12 protein-coding genes are annotated in these 18,830 nt (G+C 46.1%); 3 read left to right on the top strand and 9 right to left on the bottom strand.

Annotated elements, in window-relative coordinates; translation table 11 throughout:
* Positions 1 to 1,071, top strand: coding sequence for a linear amide C-N hydrolase (locus A3K86_RS18600; RefSeq protein WP_068334880.1), 1,071 nt, complete (start codon positions 1 to 3; stop codon positions 1,069 to 1,071).
* Between the two features lie 188 nt (positions 1,072 to 1,259).
* Positions 1,260 to 2,009 (top strand): MipA/OmpV family protein, encoded by a 750-nt coding sequence (locus tag A3K86_RS18595; protein WP_198160455.1) that lies wholly within the window; start codon positions 1,260 to 1,262, stop codon positions 2,007 to 2,009.
* A 72-nt stretch (positions 2,010 to 2,081) separates the two neighbouring features.
* Here the strand turns inward: A3K86_RS18595 and hydA are convergent, their stop codons facing one another.
* From hydA to ygeW, 4 genes are all read right to left on the bottom strand, one after another.
* Positions 2,082 to 3,536 carry a dihydropyrimidinase gene (hydA, locus tag A3K86_RS18590; RefSeq protein ID WP_269747619.1) on the bottom strand — a complete coding sequence of 485 codons (1,455 nt, stop codon included), beginning with the start codon at positions 3,534 to 3,536 and terminating at the stop codon, positions 2,082 to 2,084.
* A 102-nt stretch (positions 3,537 to 3,638) separates the two neighbouring features.
* Complete coding sequence (locus tag A3K86_RS18585; protein WP_068334874.1) at positions 3,639 to 4,850, bottom strand: YgeY family selenium metabolism-linked hydrolase; 1,212 nt, start codon at positions 4,848 to 4,850, stop codon at positions 3,639 to 3,641.
* 221 nt (positions 4,851 to 5,071) lie between these two features.
* Complete coding sequence (gene dpaL / locus A3K86_RS18580) at positions 5,072 to 6,274, bottom strand: diaminopropionate ammonia-lyase (protein WP_068337020.1); 1,203 nt, start codon at positions 6,272 to 6,274, stop codon at positions 5,072 to 5,074.
* A gap of 211 nt (positions 6,275 to 6,485) precedes the next feature.
* Complete coding sequence (gene ygeW / locus A3K86_RS18575; protein WP_068334871.1) at positions 6,486 to 7,673, bottom strand: knotted carbamoyltransferase YgeW; 1,188 nt, start codon at positions 7,671 to 7,673, stop codon at positions 6,486 to 6,488.
* Between the two features lie 572 nt (positions 7,674 to 8,245).
* On the opposite strand from ygeW, the gene A3K86_RS18570 reads away from it, so the two are divergent.
* Positions 8,246 to 10,003 carry a sigma 54-interacting transcriptional regulator gene (locus A3K86_RS18570; protein WP_068334869.1) on the top strand — a complete coding sequence of 586 codons (1,758 nt, stop codon included), beginning with the start codon at positions 8,246 to 8,248 and terminating at the stop codon, positions 10,001 to 10,003.
* A gap of 149 nt (positions 10,004 to 10,152) precedes the next feature.
* Here the strand turns inward: A3K86_RS18570 and A3K86_RS18565 are convergent, their stop codons facing one another.
* The 5 genes from A3K86_RS18565 to ygfM all read right to left on the bottom strand — a co-directional run bounded on the left by A3K86_RS18565 (position 10,153) and on the right by ygfM (position 18,458).
* Positions 10,153 to 11,535: an NCS2 family permease gene (locus A3K86_RS18565; RefSeq protein WP_068334866.1), complete on the bottom strand. Its 1,383-nt coding sequence runs from the start codon at positions 11,533 to 11,535 to the stop codon at positions 10,153 to 10,155.
* Between the two features lie 305 nt (positions 11,536 to 11,840).
* Positions 11,841 to 13,157, bottom strand: coding sequence for a guanine deaminase (gene guaD / locus A3K86_RS18560; protein WP_068334863.1), 1,317 nt, complete (start codon positions 13,155 to 13,157; stop codon positions 11,841 to 11,843).
* Positions 13,158 to 13,245: 88 nt separating this feature from the next.
* Positions 13,246 to 14,652: a nucleobase:cation symporter-2 family protein gene (locus tag A3K86_RS18555; RefSeq protein ID WP_068334860.1), complete on the bottom strand. Its 1,407-nt coding sequence runs from the start codon at positions 14,650 to 14,652 to the stop codon at positions 13,246 to 13,248.
* Positions 14,653 to 14,790: 138 nt separating this feature from the next.
* Positions 14,791 to 17,661: a molybdopterin-dependent oxidoreductase Mo/Fe-S-binding subunit gene (locus A3K86_RS18550; RefSeq protein ID WP_068334857.1), complete on the bottom strand. Its 2,871-nt coding sequence runs from the start codon at positions 17,659 to 17,661 to the stop codon at positions 14,791 to 14,793.
* A 2-nt stretch (positions 17,662 to 17,663) separates the two neighbouring features.
* The gene (ygfM, locus tag A3K86_RS18545) at positions 17,664 to 18,458 is read right to left on the bottom strand and encodes a molybdopterin-dependent oxidoreductase FAD-binding subunit (protein WP_068334854.1); all 795 of its coding nucleotides are present in this window, start codon (positions 18,456 to 18,458) and stop codon (positions 17,664 to 17,666) included.
* Positions 18,459 to 18,830 lie beyond the last annotated feature (372 nt).

Genomic DNA, 18,830 nt, shown 5'->3' with positions numbered 1-18,830 from the left:
ATGAAAACTTTTAAACTGAACAAAATGGCTGCAATCGCACTAACTGCTGCATCAATAGCGACTGTATCTGGCGCTGCTAATGCCTGTTCTCGTATCACGATGGACACGCCACACGGTGTATCAACCGTTCGTTCACTCGATTGGGGTCAGCAGCTTGGCAACGTGTCGGAAGTACACCCAGTCGGGTTAGCGCGTAGCTCAAAAGCAACTCCAAGCTATAAACATCAAGCTGAGTGGAAAACGAAATACCACACAGTGACGCAGGTAGAGAAAGAAGTCTTTGTTGATACTAGCGCAGATTCGATGAACACCGAAGGTTTAGCCGCATCACTGCTTTACATGTACGACAGTGCAAAATTCATCAAAGATTACAAAGACACTGGCGCACCTGCGGTTAACTTTGGTGACATTACCACTTTCATTGCCGAGAACTACAAAACAGTAGATGAAGCAGTGAGCGCGTTTAACAACAACGAATGGCAAATTGCTTGGGTAGACGGTATTCATGGCACTCAACATGGCCTACACCTATCGATTCAAGATAAGTCGGGTGACATTGCCCTGTTCCAGCTAAATGAAGGCGGAAAAATGGTTGTTCACCGTGGTGACACCGCATCAGATTTACGTGTGATGGCGAATGCACCGCTACAACAAGATCACCGTGAATACGTTAGCAAGGTCGATTTAAGCAACCTAAAAGCCGATAAGGTGCCAAGCTCGATTAGCTCAAAAGACCGTAACTTGCGTGGCCTGTTCTACACCTCGCACATCCATTTGGATAAAGACAAATCATGGGCACAAACCCGCGGTAAACTACTAAGTACCTTCAACGCAGGTAACCTAGTACCGCAAGATTTGATTGACCCAGTGAACGGCGAAACATACGCAACATGGACACAATTTGCATACAACCAAGTGTCGGGTGATTTCCACTTTACCAACTGGGATACCATGACGTCGATTGAATACAATATTAACGATACCGTTAACTTTGACGCCAAGATGTGTGCTGACCTAGTGAAACAAGCCAATGCAGGCGAAAAACATGTGACTTGGACAGCTTGTGAATAATCACACCCCGTTTTAAGGCGGTAACTTAACCAAGCAACTTAGCAACAGTGACTTAGCGACAGTGACTTAACGACAGCCACCGCCCTATCCATCAAAGCCTGATAAGGTATTCCTTATCAGGCTTTTTCTTTATCCCCACTTTTTTCATCGCGGGTGAAATAAAAACCGTTAAACCCATTTCTTCTACTCTGCAGAGGAGAAATGTTATGAATAAAAACGCTTTATTTGGGTGCATCACTTTTACAGCGCTTTCTACATTTTCAGGGATCACGCAAGCGCAAGAACGATTTAAAGATTTCACTTTTGTCGGTGCAGGGGTTGCCGCAGAAGAGTCAGTTTTTTCTGTTGATGGTGCCAAACCTGGCGCGGCCTTATATTTGTTTCATCACAGCCAATATGGCTTTGTCGATGGCGGGTTAGGCAACGTTGCCATCACGCCTTGGTTTGGGATCTCAGGTAACATTCGCTTATCTGAAGTTTCAAGCGACTTTCGCGATATCCCAAACGGGATCAACGATCGCGATAGCAATGGCGAGTTAGGCGTCACCTTTGGCACCTTGGGTGCACGACTGACCTTCCTACACGATGTCACCGATAAGCATAACGGCTATGAAATCCAACTTCATTTAGGGCGTATTTTAGAAACCCCACTCGATGATGTCTTTATCACTCCTTACTTTGAAATCGATTATCGCGATAAAAAATTCTCCGATTACCTTTACAGCGTCTCTTCTTCTGAATCCAGTGCTTCTGGATTAGCACAATTTCAAGCACAAGAAACTTGGGTATACAAAGGTGGATTAATTGGCTTGTACGATTACAGCGATAACTTGTTGGGCATTTCTAAGCTGGAACTAGAACATCACGATAGCGATAGTCCGTTAGTCACAAATAACCTCGGTTGGAAATTTAGCATCGGCGCTGCGTATAAGTTTTAGTATTGAGGTATTCAAGGCAGCACTGAAACGCAAAAGCCGAGCATCAAAATAGCTCGGCTTAGGTTGTTCAATTTACAAAGAAGGGTCAAACGCCTTTCGAGGAATAAAACGGCCATTGCCAGCTTGCCCCGTAAATTCGCGATTACGTGCAACCACCTCTCCACGGCTGATGGTCATGACTGGCCACCCTTGGGTTGGGGTATTCTCAAACGGGGTGTAATCTGCATTGTCGTGCAATAAATTATGAGTAATCGTGACATTCTGCTCTGGGTCAAACAGTACAAAATCAGCATCTGATCCCACCTGTAATGCCCCTTTTTGAGGGTAAAGGCCAAACAGTTTGGCTGGGAGATAGCTGGTTAACTCAACGAAACGACTCGGGCTCAGACGCCCTTTCATCACACCTTCCGAAAACATCAGCGGCATTCGAGTTTCAACCCCCGGCATGCCATTGGGACATGCACTAAAGTTGTCTTTGCCACGCTGTTTCTGCTCGTGGTAGGTGAATGAGCAATGATCGGTCGCAATGGTATCAATGCTCCCATCTACAAGCCCTGCCCACAGCTTTTCTCGTTCAGCGGCAGGTCGTAATGGCGGACTCAAAATGTATTTCAGCGCATCTTCTTTTTCATAGCAGCTATCATCAAGCAGCAGATATTGCGGACAGGTTTCAACCCATACAGGCTGGTGGTTGTCGCGAGCAAGACGCGCATAATCTAAGCCCAAGCCATTGGAAAGATGAACAATATACAGTGGTGCATCCCCCGCTAACTTAGCGAGATTGATCATTCTGGCGATCGCTTCGGCTTCACATTCAAGCGGACGGCTTATCGCATGATATTTAGGTTGGGTTTTACCTTGCTCAAGCAACTGTGTTCGCCGCAAGGCAATCGCAGCGTCATTCTCTGGATGAACCGTTGCCAACGCCCCCACTTGTTTAAGCTGCATCAGTGCCTTTAAGACCTCGGCATCATCGAGCTTATAGCCATAGGTAAGATATAACTTAAAGCTGGATATCCCTTCTTCTTCAACCATTGATGCCATTTCAGCGAGAATATCGTCATTAACATGCTGAATAACGCCATGAAAACTGTAATCAATTGCTGCCGTATCCTTGGCATACTTTTGGTATACATTGAGCTGATGATGAAGGCTACACCCTTTAGGACCAAACCCCATATGATCGATGACCATAGTGGTACCGCCACAAGCGGCAGAGCGAGTACCAGAAAGAAAATCATCACAACTGCGAGCGATACCGACATCGATATTGAAGTGGGTATGAACATCAATACCGCCGGGCATCACATATAAGCCCTTAGCTTCAATCATTTCACACGGTTCAGGAACAGCATGAATTTCTGGCGCTATTTCAGCGATTTTGCCATCAAGGATAAGAATATCGGCTTTTTGCGCTTGTGTATGATCAACCACTATCCCTTGGCGAAGCAGCATTGCCTTGGGTTGCAGAGGAGCTGCACTGTCCGATTGGGATTTTGATGCTTTTTCCGAAGCCGTTGAAAACATAGTCTCTTCCTTCGATCTACGCTTTGCCTTACAACAAACTCAATTAAAGATAAAAAGGAGGAATAAGCAAAGCTTGATATCCTCCTTCTGTCGTTTCAAAAATTACTTGTTGAGTTCACTCAAGTACATTTGAGGGATAACAGCGTACATAGCTGCACAAGTGACTAAGTGATCTTTCCAAGTCTTCTCGTTTGGCGCATGAGCTTCAGGTTCTTTACCTGGGCCAAAGCCAATCACAGGGATACCATAGCGACCCATGATAGAAACGCCGTTGGTAGAGAAGGTCCATTTATCAACGGTTGGTTTTTTGTCGAACAGTAACTCGTAAGAAGCTTCTAGTGTCTTAGTCGCAACGTGCTCTTCATCAATCACCCAAGCAGGGAAATAACATTCTGTCGGGTAAACTAACCCGGTGTAAGCTGGGCGGTCGTAGTTGTACATTGAGACTTTACCACCAAATTTTTTGACAGAGTCTAGCTCTTCAATTTCTTTGATAGCCCCTTCCCATGTTTCACCCCAAGTCAAACGACGGTCAATCGAAATGGCACAGCTATCTGCAACCGCACAGCGACTTGGTGAAGTGTAGAACACTTCCGAAACAGTCAATGTACCTTTGCCTAAGAATGGGTCATCGCCAAGGTTGTGAGAGAGTTTCTCGATATCGTTGAGCATATGGCCCATTTTAAAGATCGCGTTGTCACCACGCTCAGGTGCAGAGCCATGACAGCTCACCCCAGAAACATCAACTCGAATTTCCATACGGCCACGCTGACCACGATAAATCTGGCAATCTGTTGGCTCGGTAGATACCACGAATTCTGGGCGGATATTGCTTTCTTGAATGATGTATTGCCAGCATAGGCCGTCACAGTCTTCTTCTTGAACCGTACCAGTGACAAGTAGGGTATATTCATCTTCCAAGCCAAGCTCTTTGATGATCTTACCAGCGTAAACCATAGACGCCATACCACCTTCTTGGTCCGAAGCACCACGACCGCCGATCACCTCGTCATCTTCCATACCTTCGTATGGGTCGAAGTTCCAGTTGTCCATGTTACCGATACCCACAGTATCGATATGTGCATCCATCGCAATAAGATGAGGGCCATGACCAATCCAACCCAGTACGTTACCCATAGGGTCGATTTCAACCTTGTCAAAACCAACTTTTTCCATCTCTTCTTTAATGCGTAAAACGACTTTTTCTTCGTTACAACTTTCACTTGGAATCGCAATCATGTCACGAAGGAAGCGAGTCATATCCGCTTTGTATTCTTGGGCTTTGTCCAGTACTTGAGTGAATGGAATATTCATTATAATTCTCCTTGAACCGAGCGGTGGTCATCACACTCGGTATGATCTATTTGCACGGCATCCTGCCTTTTTGATGACGCTGACACGACGCTAAATTGGAAATGGGATTTATCTATTTTTGAATCATTCAGTGGTGCTAGTTCAAGTGAGAGCAATACGAAAGCACGAGGGTACAAACAGTAATGAGCGCTTTCATGCAATCATTCGCTAGCTAGCAAAACTCAAAATGTTGGATGTTTTCCGCCCCATACCACTTCACGATAATGGACAGGATCGGTATCACCTTCGGTATTAATGAGAAGTACCACTGAATCTTTATTGAGGCCGAGTTTAGCCATCAATTGCTCTTTTTCTGGGTGAAAATGCACCGCAGCAAGCAAGCCAGCACCGACGGCACCTGACTCACCAGAAACAATTCTTGGGTCGCTAGCTAGTGGGTTGCCGAGAACTCGCATCCCGAGTGCAGCCACGCTGTCTTGGCAAGAAACAAACTGAGTTGAGCAGTCACGAAGCACAGGCCAGCCAATAGGGTTAGGCTCACCGCAGGCCAAACCAACCATGATGGTGGCAAGATCGCCATCAACATTAACCATTTCACCCTTCTCACTGATACCTGAGCGGTAGATACAGTCAGCGTTATCAGGCTCAACCACAACAGAATGCAATTTATCTGGGCCGAATTGTTCACACAGGTAACCAAGCACGCCCCCTGCCATCGCACCAACACCAGCTTGAAGGAAAACGTGAGTCGGACGCTCTACCGCCATGGCTTTCATTTGATCGACAGCTTCTGCCGCCATGGTGGTGTAGCCTTGCATGATCCAAGTTGGTATTTCGGTATACCCTTCCCATGCTGTGTCTTGCACCACTTTCCAGCCACTTTCATTCGCGGTTTTAATGGCAAGACGCACGGTATCGTCATAGTTCATGTCGGTAACAATACATTCTGCGCCCAGCGCCCTAATATTATTCACTCGCTCATCTGCCGCGCCTTTTGGCATATACACCACGGCATTTTGACCTAGCTTATTGGCAGCCCACGCAACACCCCGACCATGGTTACCATCGGTTGCCGTTGCGAAAGTCATTTTTTCTGTAATGTCGTTTTTGAGTTTCGCGAAATCAAAAGCATTGATATCGAGGTTGAATTCATCACACAGTAGACGGGCAATGGCATAAGCCCCACCCAACATTTTGAAAGCGCTCAAATCGAAACGGTAGGCTTCATCTTTGACTAGAATTTTCCCAACACCAATTTCGTTAGCTAGGCAGTCAAGAGAATGCAGTGGTGTTGGTTGGTAGCCTTCCACCGCTTGATGGAATGCACGGGCTTTTTCCGCCTCGATGGCGGTAAATAGTGGAGAAAGCTGACCGTTATAGTGGCGGTTATCGGCGATCTCCATTTTTAGAGTGAACGTAGACACGGCCATACCTCATAAAAATAAGAGAAAGAAAAGGCGGGGTTATTAAATAAGTTAGCTTTAATAAGCTAGATTCAATCAGCTTTATCTAACAACCTAGGAGTTACCCCGCGAGTAGACTTGCATAAGACAAACAGTTTGATTAGGCCTTTCCCTGCCTAGCCAACACCTCAAAAGTATTGTTAGGCAGGGGAAAGTTCATGAGGCGTGTGTGTTATTTAACACGCTTTTTCGCATCATCCAGCAGCTCTTGTAGGATGTGTCCAGGCTCTTGGTATTTACGGTTGAGGATCATTGCTGCAATCACATATGGCTTCCAGCTCGCTTCCTTGTAAGTTTCAATACGGTACTTATCAAATACCGACTCAGCCACTTCACCAGCTTCGCAAGACACGCCCGTAATATCGGCTGGTAAACAGTGCATGTACAATGCTTCACCCGCTTTGGTTAGCTTCATCATTTCTTCGGTACAGTGCCAATCTTTATGGTTAGCATTCTGTGCCAGACATTCTTGCTCCAATGCTTTCAAGCCATCATGATCGTTAGCGCGTAATAGCTCTGTACGACGCCCCATCACTTGGTATGGCGCCCAAGATTTTGGATACACGATATCAGCATCTTTGAATGCTTCTTCCATGCTGGCAACTTGCGTGAAACTCCCGCCAGATGCTTCCGCATTCTTACGGGCTTCTTCGACCACTTCAGGGATAAGGTCGTAACCTTCAGGGTGCGCCAACGTCACATCCATACCAAAGCGAGTCATCAGGCCGATAATGCCCTGAGGGACTGACAAAGGTTTACCGTAGCTTGGCGAGTAAGCCCATGTCATGGCGATTTTCTTGCCTTTTAGCTGATCTAAACCACCGAAGTGTTCTTCCAACCATGCCAAGTCAGCCATCGACTGAGTTGGGTGATCGATATCGCACTGAAGGTTAACCAGTGCAGGACGATGAGGTAATACACCTTCTTTAACCCCGTCATCCAGAGCAGCACCAACTTCACGCATGTAGGCATTACCCGCACCTAAGTACATATCATCACGAATACCGATGGCGTCAGCACAGAAAGAGATCATATTTGCCGTTTCTCGAACAGTTTCACCATGGGCGATTTGAGATTTACCTTCATCTAAATCTTGTTGAGCAAGCCCTAACATATTGATTGCTGACGCATATGAGAAACGAGTACGCGTTGAATTATCGCGGAAAAGAGAAATGCCAAGACCATTATTAAATACGTTAGTCGCAATATTCTCCTGACGCATAGCTTTAAGTACTTGAGCTGTTTTCAGTACTCGCTCAAGTTCTTCCGGTGTTTGCTCCCACGTCAACAGAAAGTCTTTATCATGTAATTCAGATTTCAGCTCATTGATTTCCTTGATCAGCTCATTGATGCTCTTCATAGTTTCCTTCCCGGTTTCAATTGTTATGCGTCCCTGACAATACTGTGTTATCACAGGGCAGTTGCTTAATAGATAATGACAGCCTTCAGCATTGCTCAATTAGCGATCATCTCTTTGTTTTTGGACTTACCAAAAGTAAGTGTGACGATAATGTCCGTAGAATATTCAAAGATAAAAATGGTTAATAAAGTAAAACAACTCAAACTTAACCAGACTTAATCAAACTTAATTAAAGAACAATCAACAACTGTGCCAACATTAATTTCTAAAGAAATTATTTATAAACCGCCCTCTCCTCCCTATGAATACAGGGAGGAGAAAGCCATTAACTGCTTTTATATAAAAATGGAAAGTTAAATAGCATAAAAACTATCAACGATGTATCAGCGATTAAAGCCAAAATGATAGTGATAAGAGTGGTGAGATATCATTTTGATATTTCAATATGATCGCGATAACAAAAATATTTCATTTCCCTCTTTTCAATCAGAAAAGTATGACAAATATCCAAACAGCATGCTTTTTTTTCCTTTATGCTAATTTTATCACTAAAGGAATAGTTAGATAAAAACATGCAAAACACGCCCCCTCCTTCAGAGTTAATGCAGTTACAACCCACAATCCTTCGATTCACAAAAATGTTGTCAGCGGTGTTAAAAATTGATGCCGAAGTCGTCGATGCTGATTTGGTTAGGATTGCAGGCACAGGTCCCTACAGTAAGTTTTTTGGCAAAAAGCTAAATACCAGCTCTAGGATATTCAGGTACATCATTGAAACCAATGAAGAAAAAGTTGTAGTCAAATCTAGAACCGATCCGTTATGTGAAGGGTGTAACAACAAGAGCTCTTGCCGTGAAATGGCCTTCCTTGGCGTTCCCATTATGATTGAAGAGCGGTGTTTAGGCGTGATCAGCCTTGTCGCATTCACTGAAGATTCACGAGAAAGAATCAAGGATAATGTTCAACTTTTTTCTGACTACGTTAAACACATAGCGCAAATTGTTGTATCTCAAGTTGTCGAAAAAAACAGTAAAAATAAAGGACTCGACGAGGTTTTTACTCATCTTATTGAAAACATGGACCAAGGCGTATTAGTTCTCGATGAAAACAACCGAGTAAAATATGGTAACCAGCCTGCGCTTAATCACTTAAATATAAAGCAGGACACTTTATATGACCTTGAAATTAAAATTCAATCGTTGTCACTTCACAATAATGAAATAAAAAGCCACCAACAACATATTATTTCACAAGGCGAATGGCAAAAATTAATTGTTGGTCAGTTTTATAACACGCAGGGGCAACAATTATTTTTGATGGCTTACCATCAACCCAATAGCGATTTTACGCTCCAAGATCATGGTTCCCTACTCAGAACGGTTATTGGTGAATCTCCTCAGATGCGCCAACTCAAAAAGATGATCACGCGTGTTGCCAGCAGCCCTTCCAGCGTTCTTATTAATGGTGAAAGCGGTACAGGTAAAGAAGTCATTGCAAACGCGGTACATAACCTCAGTGATCGAAGCCAATCTCCATTTATTGCTATCAACTGTGCAGCGATCCCTGAACAGTTATTGGAAAGTGAGTTATTTGGATACGTCAAAGGGGCATTTACCGGCGCTTCCAATAAGGGGAAAAACGGACTGATCCAAGCTGCGAATAAAGGGACGCTGTTTCTTGATGAGATTGGCGACATGCCGATGACGCTGCAAGCGAAGTTGCTGCGGGTACTCGAAGAGCGCGAAGTCATGCCTATTGGCTCAAATAAAGCGGTGCCCGTAGATATTCGGGTCATTTCAGCGACCAATCATAATTTCCAAGAGATGATAGCCACCAACAAGTTCCGTGAAGATTTGTATTACCGCCTTAACGTTATCCCTTTCCAGCTGCCTCCTTTAAGAGAGCGAGAAGGCGATATCGCATTGCTGACTAACTACTTTCTTGAGTATCACACCCAAAAAATTGGTGCAGCCTACCCAGGGATCAGTGCTGAAGCCATGCGCCGCCTGAATGTTTATCATTGGCCAGGGAATGTGCGAGAGCTCAGCAATTTGATTGAATATCTTGTCAACATTGTGCCTGAAGGTGACCAAATCGACATTGATCTCCTTCCTCCACACTTTGAACAAGCACCTGAAGCTTCTAGCCCAGATGTCACCTATAACGATGATTACTCGATGAGCTTAGAAGAGATGGAGAAGATGCGTATTGAAGAGGCGATATCTCGGCTTGGTAACCGCAAAATGGTCGCTGAGGAGCTGGGGATCGGGATTGCGACATTGTATCGGAAAATCAAAAAATACGGGCTCAATAACAATCGTCCGTCTTAGTACCCTGCCCCCATTGACTGAAAATAAATCAGGGCAAATACATCAGAGCGAATACAGCAGAAGTTAGGATTAATAAAGGTCAGGATTAATAAGACCATAAAAAAACGGAGGAACCTTGGGTTCCTCCGTTTTTGTAAGGTGAAAATAAACTAAATTGCCCAACCGCCTGCGTAGAAGGCAACCAGCACAATTGCAATGATGACTGTACCAGCGTTCAAGCGTTTTGCTTCACCTGAAACCACTCGACCAATAACCAAAGAACCAAAGCCAAGCATAATACCGGTAACGATATTGCCCGTTAGCACGATAAATACCGCACACATAAGGCCAGATAGCGCATCAACTGAGTCAGACATATCCAACTTGCTGACATTGCTCATCATTAGCAAACCCACGTACATCAAAGCTGGCGCGGTAGCATAAGCAGGAACCAAATAGCTCAGTGGTGACAAAAACAGTAGTAATATAAACAGACCACCAACAACCGTTGCAGTCAGACCCGTTTTACCACCAGCAGCGGTACCAGCCGCCGATTCAATATACACAGCCGCAGGTGCCCCACCCACGAAGCCAGCAAAAATACTACTTACCGAATCCGATGTTAGCGCTTTACCGCCATCAATAATTTGACCGTCTTTATCTAATAGTTTCGCCTGACCCGCCACCGCACGGATAGTACCCGTTGCATCAAAAATAGCGGTCATCACCAATGCCAGTACACTCGGGATCACCACAGGGTTTAATGCCCCCATAATATCCATGGTACCCAGTAAGGATTCACCTTCCCCGCCAAACGATGGCATCGCAAACAATCCCTGATAAGTCACGTTAGGGTCGAATATCAGACCAAAGATTGAAATAGCAATAATCACCAACAGAATGCCACCGGGAACTTGGCGTTTCTCAAGCCCGAAAATCGCAGCAAGACCAATAATCGACATAAGAACTGGTAACGATGTGAACTCACCCAACGCAACAGGTAAGCCATCATGCGGGTTCTGCACCACTAAACCGACACCATTTGCTGCAATCAGTAACAAAAACAAGCCAATGCCTATCCCTGTACCGTGCGCAACCCCGAATGGTAAGTTCGTTAATATCCACTGGCGCACACCAGTAACGGTAATGGCAGTAAACACCAAACCCATTAAGAACACAGCACCAAGCGCAACAGGAATGCTGATCCCCTGCCCTAACACCAAGCTAAATGCAGTAAAGGCGGTGAGGGAGATCGCACAACCGATCGCCATAGGCAGGTTTGCCCACAGCCCCATCAACAGCGAACCAAATGCGGCGACTAGGCAAGTGGCTATAAACACAGAGCCTTGGTTAAATCCAGCGGCGCCCAACATGCTCGGTACAACAATGACCGAATACACCATTGCCAAAAATGTTGTCAAACCAGCAACAACTTCTTGTCTTACGCTACTACCGCGTTGGGAAATTTTAAAATATCCATCCAACCCGCCTTTGCGAGGTGTGTCTTCTTCTACAACTGTGGATTCATGATGAATCGAACTATTCTCAGACATGATGTAATTCCTTGTAAAATTGAGTGTCCGGCTTATTGCCTGAACACCTCGATAAATGTTGAGCTTCCTCTCAACCCGCCCGTAGCAATCGATTGCTTTTAGGGGCTGTGACTTGTCCGTCACGTTATAAATGTTGCTGACTTTTATCGACACAACCCCAGTTAGCAGAACCCATCAACTTCCACACAAAAGCATTCCTAGAACGAATAACCGGGGCTGAGCAAGGTAAATTGGCGGCGATTATACGCCTCGCGCCCCCTGCATTGTCAAAAAATCATTTCCAGACGAAACCGTTTGCGTAAAATTTAACCTCGCTCGTACACTAATCGGCCATCGACATAGGTTCGGTAGATACTTCGGTCGTCACCCAACGTCATCAGCATGAACAATTTTTCAGGCAAGTTGCTCGAGCTGTCGTAGCGAAGTTGCTGCAATGGGGTCGAGCATGGATCGATAATGACGAAGTCAGCCTCTTTACCCACTTCGAAGTTACCAATCAGATGATCCAAAGAGAGAGATTTGGCTCCCCCAAGTGTGGCTAAATAAAACGCCTCAAACGCTGATAACCTATGCTGCTGCAACTGCATAACCTTGTAGGCTTCGTTCAGGGTTTGCAGCATATTGAAGGTTGTCCCCGCACCGATATCGGTCCCCATCCCCACTTTTACCTTACGTTTCCAAGCTTCCTGTAACTTAAATAAGCCACTGCCCAGATAGAGGTTAGAGGTTGGACAGAATGCCACCGCCGAGTCAGTCTCTTGTAGGCAGTCCCATTCCTTATCTTCAAGGTGGACGCAATGAGCAAATACACTCTTAGAGCCAGTCAGGCCATGATGGTGGTAAACATCCAAGTAACTATCTTGTTCAGGAAAGAGCTCTTTCACCCACGCAATTTCATTTTGGTTCTCACATAAATGGGTATGAACATAGGTATCTGGGTATTCTTCTTTGAGGCGACCAGCCATCGCGAGTTGCTCAGGGGATGACGTTGGGGCGAAACGAGGTGTAATCGCATACAGCAAACGACCACGCTTATGCCAACGTTCTATCAATTCTTTGGTTTGGTTGTAGCCTATCTCTGGCGTATCCAATAAATACTCAGGCGCATTGCGGTCCATCATCACCTTACCGGCGATCATCCGCATATTGATCTTCTCAGCCTCTTCAAACAGTGCATCAACCGATTCAGGGTGAACCGTGCCAAACACCAAAGCAGTTGTGGTACCGTTTCGCAGTAACTGCTTAATAAAGAAGGTCGACATTTCGCGAGAATAATCTTTGTCTTTATAGCGAGCTTCCGTTGGGAAGGTGTAGTTATTTAGCCATTCCAATAGCTGTTCGCCATAAGCGCCAACCATTTCGGCTTGAGGGTAGTGAATATGGGTGTCGACAAAACCTGGCATGACAATCTTGCCCGGGTAGCTTCGAACACGAACAGTCGATGGGATTTTATCTTTACCTTCAGACCATTCGCCAACCCACTCGATACGTCCGTTATCAACTAACATCAAACCATCATCAATAAAGCGAATGTTCTGCTCTATGTCTTCTGGCTTATCGACAACTTTGGCGATATCTAAGATAGATGCTCTAATTGCTTTAATAGATTGGGTATATTCCATGATTACCTCTTATCTTTCAGTGCTGGTCAGTGGTAGGGTCACCGTTATTACCAACGCTTGGCTTTAACAAATTCACTTCATGTGAAACTTAAGCTTGTTGTTCACGTGATTGCTTGGCCTCTTCCTCAGCCAATGCTTTTTCACATTCTTCACACTCTTTAATCTGATCTTTCAGTGCTTCACGTTTTTCGTTCGCACTTTCCACTTCATCGGCACGGTTAATGCCCAACACAATATTGAGCCCCAACGCCACTAAAGAGCCCGTCGTAATACCTGAGCCTAAGATGACGCGGATTGAATCTGGCATATAAGTTAGGATTTCAGGGCGAACCGTTACCGCCATGCCCGAGGCAACCCCGACAGCAATGATGAGCATATTGCGTTTGGTGAAGTTAATTCGTGACAGGATGCCAATACCTGCGGAGATGATCATCGCAAACATCACAAGCCCTGCGCCGCCGAGAACGGGAGAAGGAATAGTGACGACAATCCCCCCTAGTTTTGGGAACATGCCTGCAATTACCATGATCACCCCAGTCACTGCGACCACATGGCGGCTAGCAACACCGGTAATAGAGACGATACCGACATTCTGACTAAAGGATGAAAAAGGCGTTGCACCAAATACCGATGCAAGGGCACTACCGACACCGTCACACAAGATCCCTTTCGATAGTTTCTTGCCTGTCAGCTTGGTATGAGTGGCATCGCTCAAGGCTAAAAAGTCGCCTGTCGATTCCATGATGGTGACCAGATAAGCGATAGACATCCCTATCACGCCACTGATCGTAAAACTTAATCCGAAAGGTAATAGCTCTGGCAAAGAGAAGAATTTGGCGTCTTTTACTGGCGTAAAGTCCACCACTCCCATAAAGATCGCAACAATATAGCCAACCATCATGCCAATCACGATAGCGGCAGCCGAAACCAGCCCTTTCCCCAGTTGCGATAACACAATCACCACAACCAGTACCAATAAACCCAGCATCAAGTTATTGATTTGACCGTAATGTTCTTGCCCAACAAAACCACCCGCCAGCCAATCGACAGACACAGGTAAGATTGTCAGACCAATTAATACCACCACGGTGCCAGAGACAACAGGCGGAAAGAGTTTCCTGATTTGTGGCATGAAACGACTACCAACAATCATCACTAATGAACCCACCAGTGATGCACCGAACACCCCTGAAATACCCGAGTCCATGCCAATAGAAATTGATATCGCCACAAAGGTAAAGCTGGTTCCCATCACCACAGGAAGCCGGATACCAACAGGACCAACCCCTTTGCACTGGATAATAGTCACCACGCCCGACACCATCAGAGCGGCATTGACCAAAACAACCATTTGTTCAGTTGGTAAACCAATCGCACTCCCGACCACCAAAGGGACGGCAATAATCGCTCCCATCGCCGCGAGCATATGTTGAAGGGCAAGGAGAATCGACGCCCCCATTGGAGGCTTATCTTCCACGTTATAAAGCAGTTTCATTTCAGTTCCATCCGTAGCCAGTGAAACACGAGGGGCTTTACAACGTGATCAACCAGAGCCTATCTCTGTTTACCCGTCGATACCCCGACAAAAAAACGGCCATTTCCCATCCACTGGAAATGACCGTCTTCGCTTTGATTACAGCTTATTCATACCTTGTAGAACCTTCTCTGGTGTAAAGTGCCAATCTCGGATCCAGACACCACATGCGTCATGAATGGCACTGGCAATCGCAGGCGCTGCGCCGTTGACACCGATTTCAGAAATCGATTTCGCACCGTAAGGGCCAATCGGATCATCACTTGGTACTAACACCGCTTTGAAATCACGCGGGATATCGCCAATCATTGGCGCACCATAGCTCTTCAAATCGCGCGTTACAGGGACGCCATGCTCATCGTAAATCAGCTCTTCATATAAGCTGTGACCAATGGCGCGCATACTGGCACCGTAAATTTGCCCCAACGCGAGATCAGGGTTAACAGGCGTACCGCAGTCGAGCAAGGCATAGAACTTATCAAGACGGATTTGCCCTGTACGCGTATTCACCGCGACCTCAGCGAAATTCGCGCCATAAGGGAAAGCAAATTCAGGCGTGGTGAAACAACCCGAAGCCAATAATTGCCCCCAACCTGTTCCGCTTTCGGCTTTGTGGGCAATATCGAAGTAGCTCACTTCGCCCTGCTTTCCTTTCACCAAACCCGGCGCGACAATCGCGACATCATCAACAGGTTCACCCAACATTTCAGCACCGCATTGAAGCACTTTCTCGCGCATCGCTTCTGCTGCTCGTTTCGCTGCATTACCAGAGAAACACGTGCCAGATGAAGCATAAGCCCCTTTATCAAACGGCGCGTGATCGGTATCCCCAGAATGAATCGTGATGTCATCCATCGGGCAACAAAGCACTTCCGCGGTCAGTTTGCTTATCACGGTATCAAGACCAGTACCGATATCCGCGGCACCAGAGTGAACAATGAAGGTACCATCCGATGCCATTTTGATTTGGCAGTTCGCTTGGTCGATATCAGGAATACCGGATTTTTGCTGGATAATCGCCACACCACGGCCCACTCTCCATTCACCTTCATCCTGTTTCGGGCTATCCCACTCAATCAACTTACGCCCTTCGCGCAAAATAGGCCCAAGGGCACAGCTGTGAACTTTAGGGGCATTGGCTGGCATTTTACCTTCACCGATAGCCGCGAGGATTTTCAGCTCTTGACCTTCAACCACCCGGTTCTTCTCAACCATATCAAGATGGTCAATACCCAGCTCATCAGCCATTTCGGCCATTGCCATCGTCAGTGCAAAGTTACCTTTTGGCGCACCGTATCCTTGATAAGCCCCCGTCGGACAAATATTGGAGTAATACGTGGTGACCCTGAAATCCACATTGTCACAAGGGTACAAAGGTAAAGATAAGGCAGGACCATTAGATGGTACTGTCAGCGCATGGTTTCCGTAAGGGCCAGTATTGGCACGAAAATCCATATCAATCGCGGTGAGTGTGCCGTCTTTCTTCGCACCGAGTTTCACCACCACTTTGGCAACATGACGGCTTGAGTTAGAGATAAACTCTTCTTCACGAGTATGATGGAAATACACAGGACGACCCGTCGTCCACGTAGCCCATGCACACACATCTTCCAGCAAAATATCTTGCTTCGAGCCGTATCCGCCACCGACACGCTCTTTAACGATGTGGACTTTGTTCTGCTTCACATTAAGAATTTTTGCTATCTGACGGCGCACGTGCCAAGGCACCTGAGTCGAATCGTGCATCACAATACGATCACCATCCATATAGCTGTAGCAGATATGGGTTTCCACAGGCAGTTGTTGCACCTGTTTCGATTCGTAAGTGCGCTCAATGATCTTATCCGCTTGCGCAAAACCTTTATCGAGATCACCAATATGGCCGCGAACACTGGCGGCAATATTTTTGCGCGGGAAACAACCAATCGGGAAATTAACGATTAACTTACCTTCACGTGGATCGGCGTTTCGGTTTTGCTCTTCCAAGTCATCAGGCGCACCTACGCCATACTCGATTGGCTCGTTATGAATGATCGGCGCATTTGCAGCCATCGCCTCATCAATACTCATGACAGGTTTAAGCACATCGTATTCGACGTCGATCAGTGCCAATGCTTGCTCTGCAATTTCCACCGATTCAGCGACGACAGCAGCCACACGATCACCTACATGACGCAGCTTTTGACCAAACATACGGCGATCAAGCGGTGACGGCTCAGGTGCACTCTGACCACCTGGGGTATAAGGAATATCAGGACAATTCTTGTGAGTGATCACAGACACTACACCCGCGAGAGCTTCGGCTTTAGACACATCCAGATGCTTGATCCAAGCATGAGCGTGCGGGCTTCTCAGCATCTTAATCACACAAGCGTTAGCGGGGATCCGATCTTCAACATAACAAGGTTTGGCTTGCACCATCTTCGCTGAATCAATCTTCGGACAGTTCTTACCAACTATCGTTAAGTCATCACGAAATTCTGGCGCAAACTGTTGCGAATAAGCCGGATCGTCAAGGCGTTTCACGGCCAATTCAACCACTTCATAGAACTGCTGATAACCCGCATCACGGCTAAACAAGCCAGATAACGCATCATCAATGTCATCGCGCGTTGGCTGTGGAATACGCTCTAGGAGATCGGTCAGAATCAGCGCCAATGCAGGATCGTTATAACCCGATTGCACCACGCCCACATCAATCATCGTCCGCTGAACTAAGCTTAACTGATTCCATTCACTAAGCGCTTCCGCTGTTTTTACTTCTGCGCCTTCAAGCTGGGCTGCAATCAGTAAGGAGGCGTTAATTAATTTGCCATTAAGCAGGATCACATCCGACCCCGCGTACCCCCAGCCATCATCGCTATTACGAACCGAGTGGTAACCCATAGAATGCAACAATGTTTGTACATTTTCGCCAAGGCGGCATTCCAAAGATTGAGGACGGCCATTTAAGGTAAATTGAATCGTCATGATTAAGCCTCCCCTACCATGTACTGACATTCAGCCATCAAATCCGTGATCACAACACCGGTGATATACCGCTTGTACTCCACACTGCCGCGAATATCGGCTTCTGGGTGAATAGCATCGGCAACGGCTTGCTCTAATAGCTCTCCTTTTAAATCTTGTGTTTCGACATCACGAAGACGAACAGGGCGAGCCGCACCTTGATGTAAGGGCGACACCCCATCCAGCGCGATAACCTTATTGCCTTGCTTATCAATTGATACCGCCGCCGTCACAATCGCAAGCCCCGCCGCAGAGCGAGTAATGCTGTAACCAATACAAGCCAAACGGCTATCTGGAATAACGACAGTGGCGATAAGATCTCGCTCATCGTTATTGATGTAATCTTCAACGTCCATCTCTTGGCCGTTCGCCAGTTTTAGTTTTGCTTTCAGCGCAAGTAGGCTCGGCATTAATAACGCCTCTTGCTGTCGGGCGGCAATCTCACCACCCAAAGTGGCCTGATTACGAATATGACGGGAATAGATGAATGCAGCAGATTGCTTTAAGGCCATAGGAACAAGTTCATGGTCAATCAACTGCTGGATGTGGCACATCGCACCGATATATAAGCTATCACCTTGCTGTTCGATCTGAGATAAATTCAGTTTTCCCAAAGAAATCGCGATCGTTTTGTTCGTTTTAGTCGGCGCTGCATTGATTTTAGATCCCCCACCAAACCAAATGGCGTCATTGCCATGAAGCTGCTTGAGTTCAAGTGCCTGAGCAGGGGTATCAGGCGTTAGATATTGTTCAATCATATTAATTGCCTTTTCGCATTATCATTTATTCCTGCACCATGCGTTCAACCTAATGGCTCTACGGAACGTAATTAATGTCTTAAAGACTAAAAAGGCAACAAACACGCCAAGCTGCTAAAACCGATTATTTAAGGAAAATATTCGTGAGCGGAGTCAGAAATTTAGCCCAAATTGGCATCGCCGTCGGAGCAAATATTCCTTTTTATTTGCTGATTATTCTCGACCTTACCCGCTAAATAATAACGGTTATCACTAAGGCGCATAGTGATATCAAAATAATATCTGAAGCTATCAATATGATATGAATAGCGGTGATAGCATGGAAACTATCACCCTATGGTGGCAGGCTTATCTCTGAACTAGACTAGCTCC

It is taken from the genome of Photobacterium jeanii, from assembly GCF_001650345.1.
GTDB classification, from domain to species: Bacteria; Pseudomonadota; Gammaproteobacteria; order Enterobacterales; family Vibrionaceae; genus Photobacterium; species Photobacterium jeanii.
This window is presented reverse-complemented; position numbering and strand designations above follow the sequence as displayed.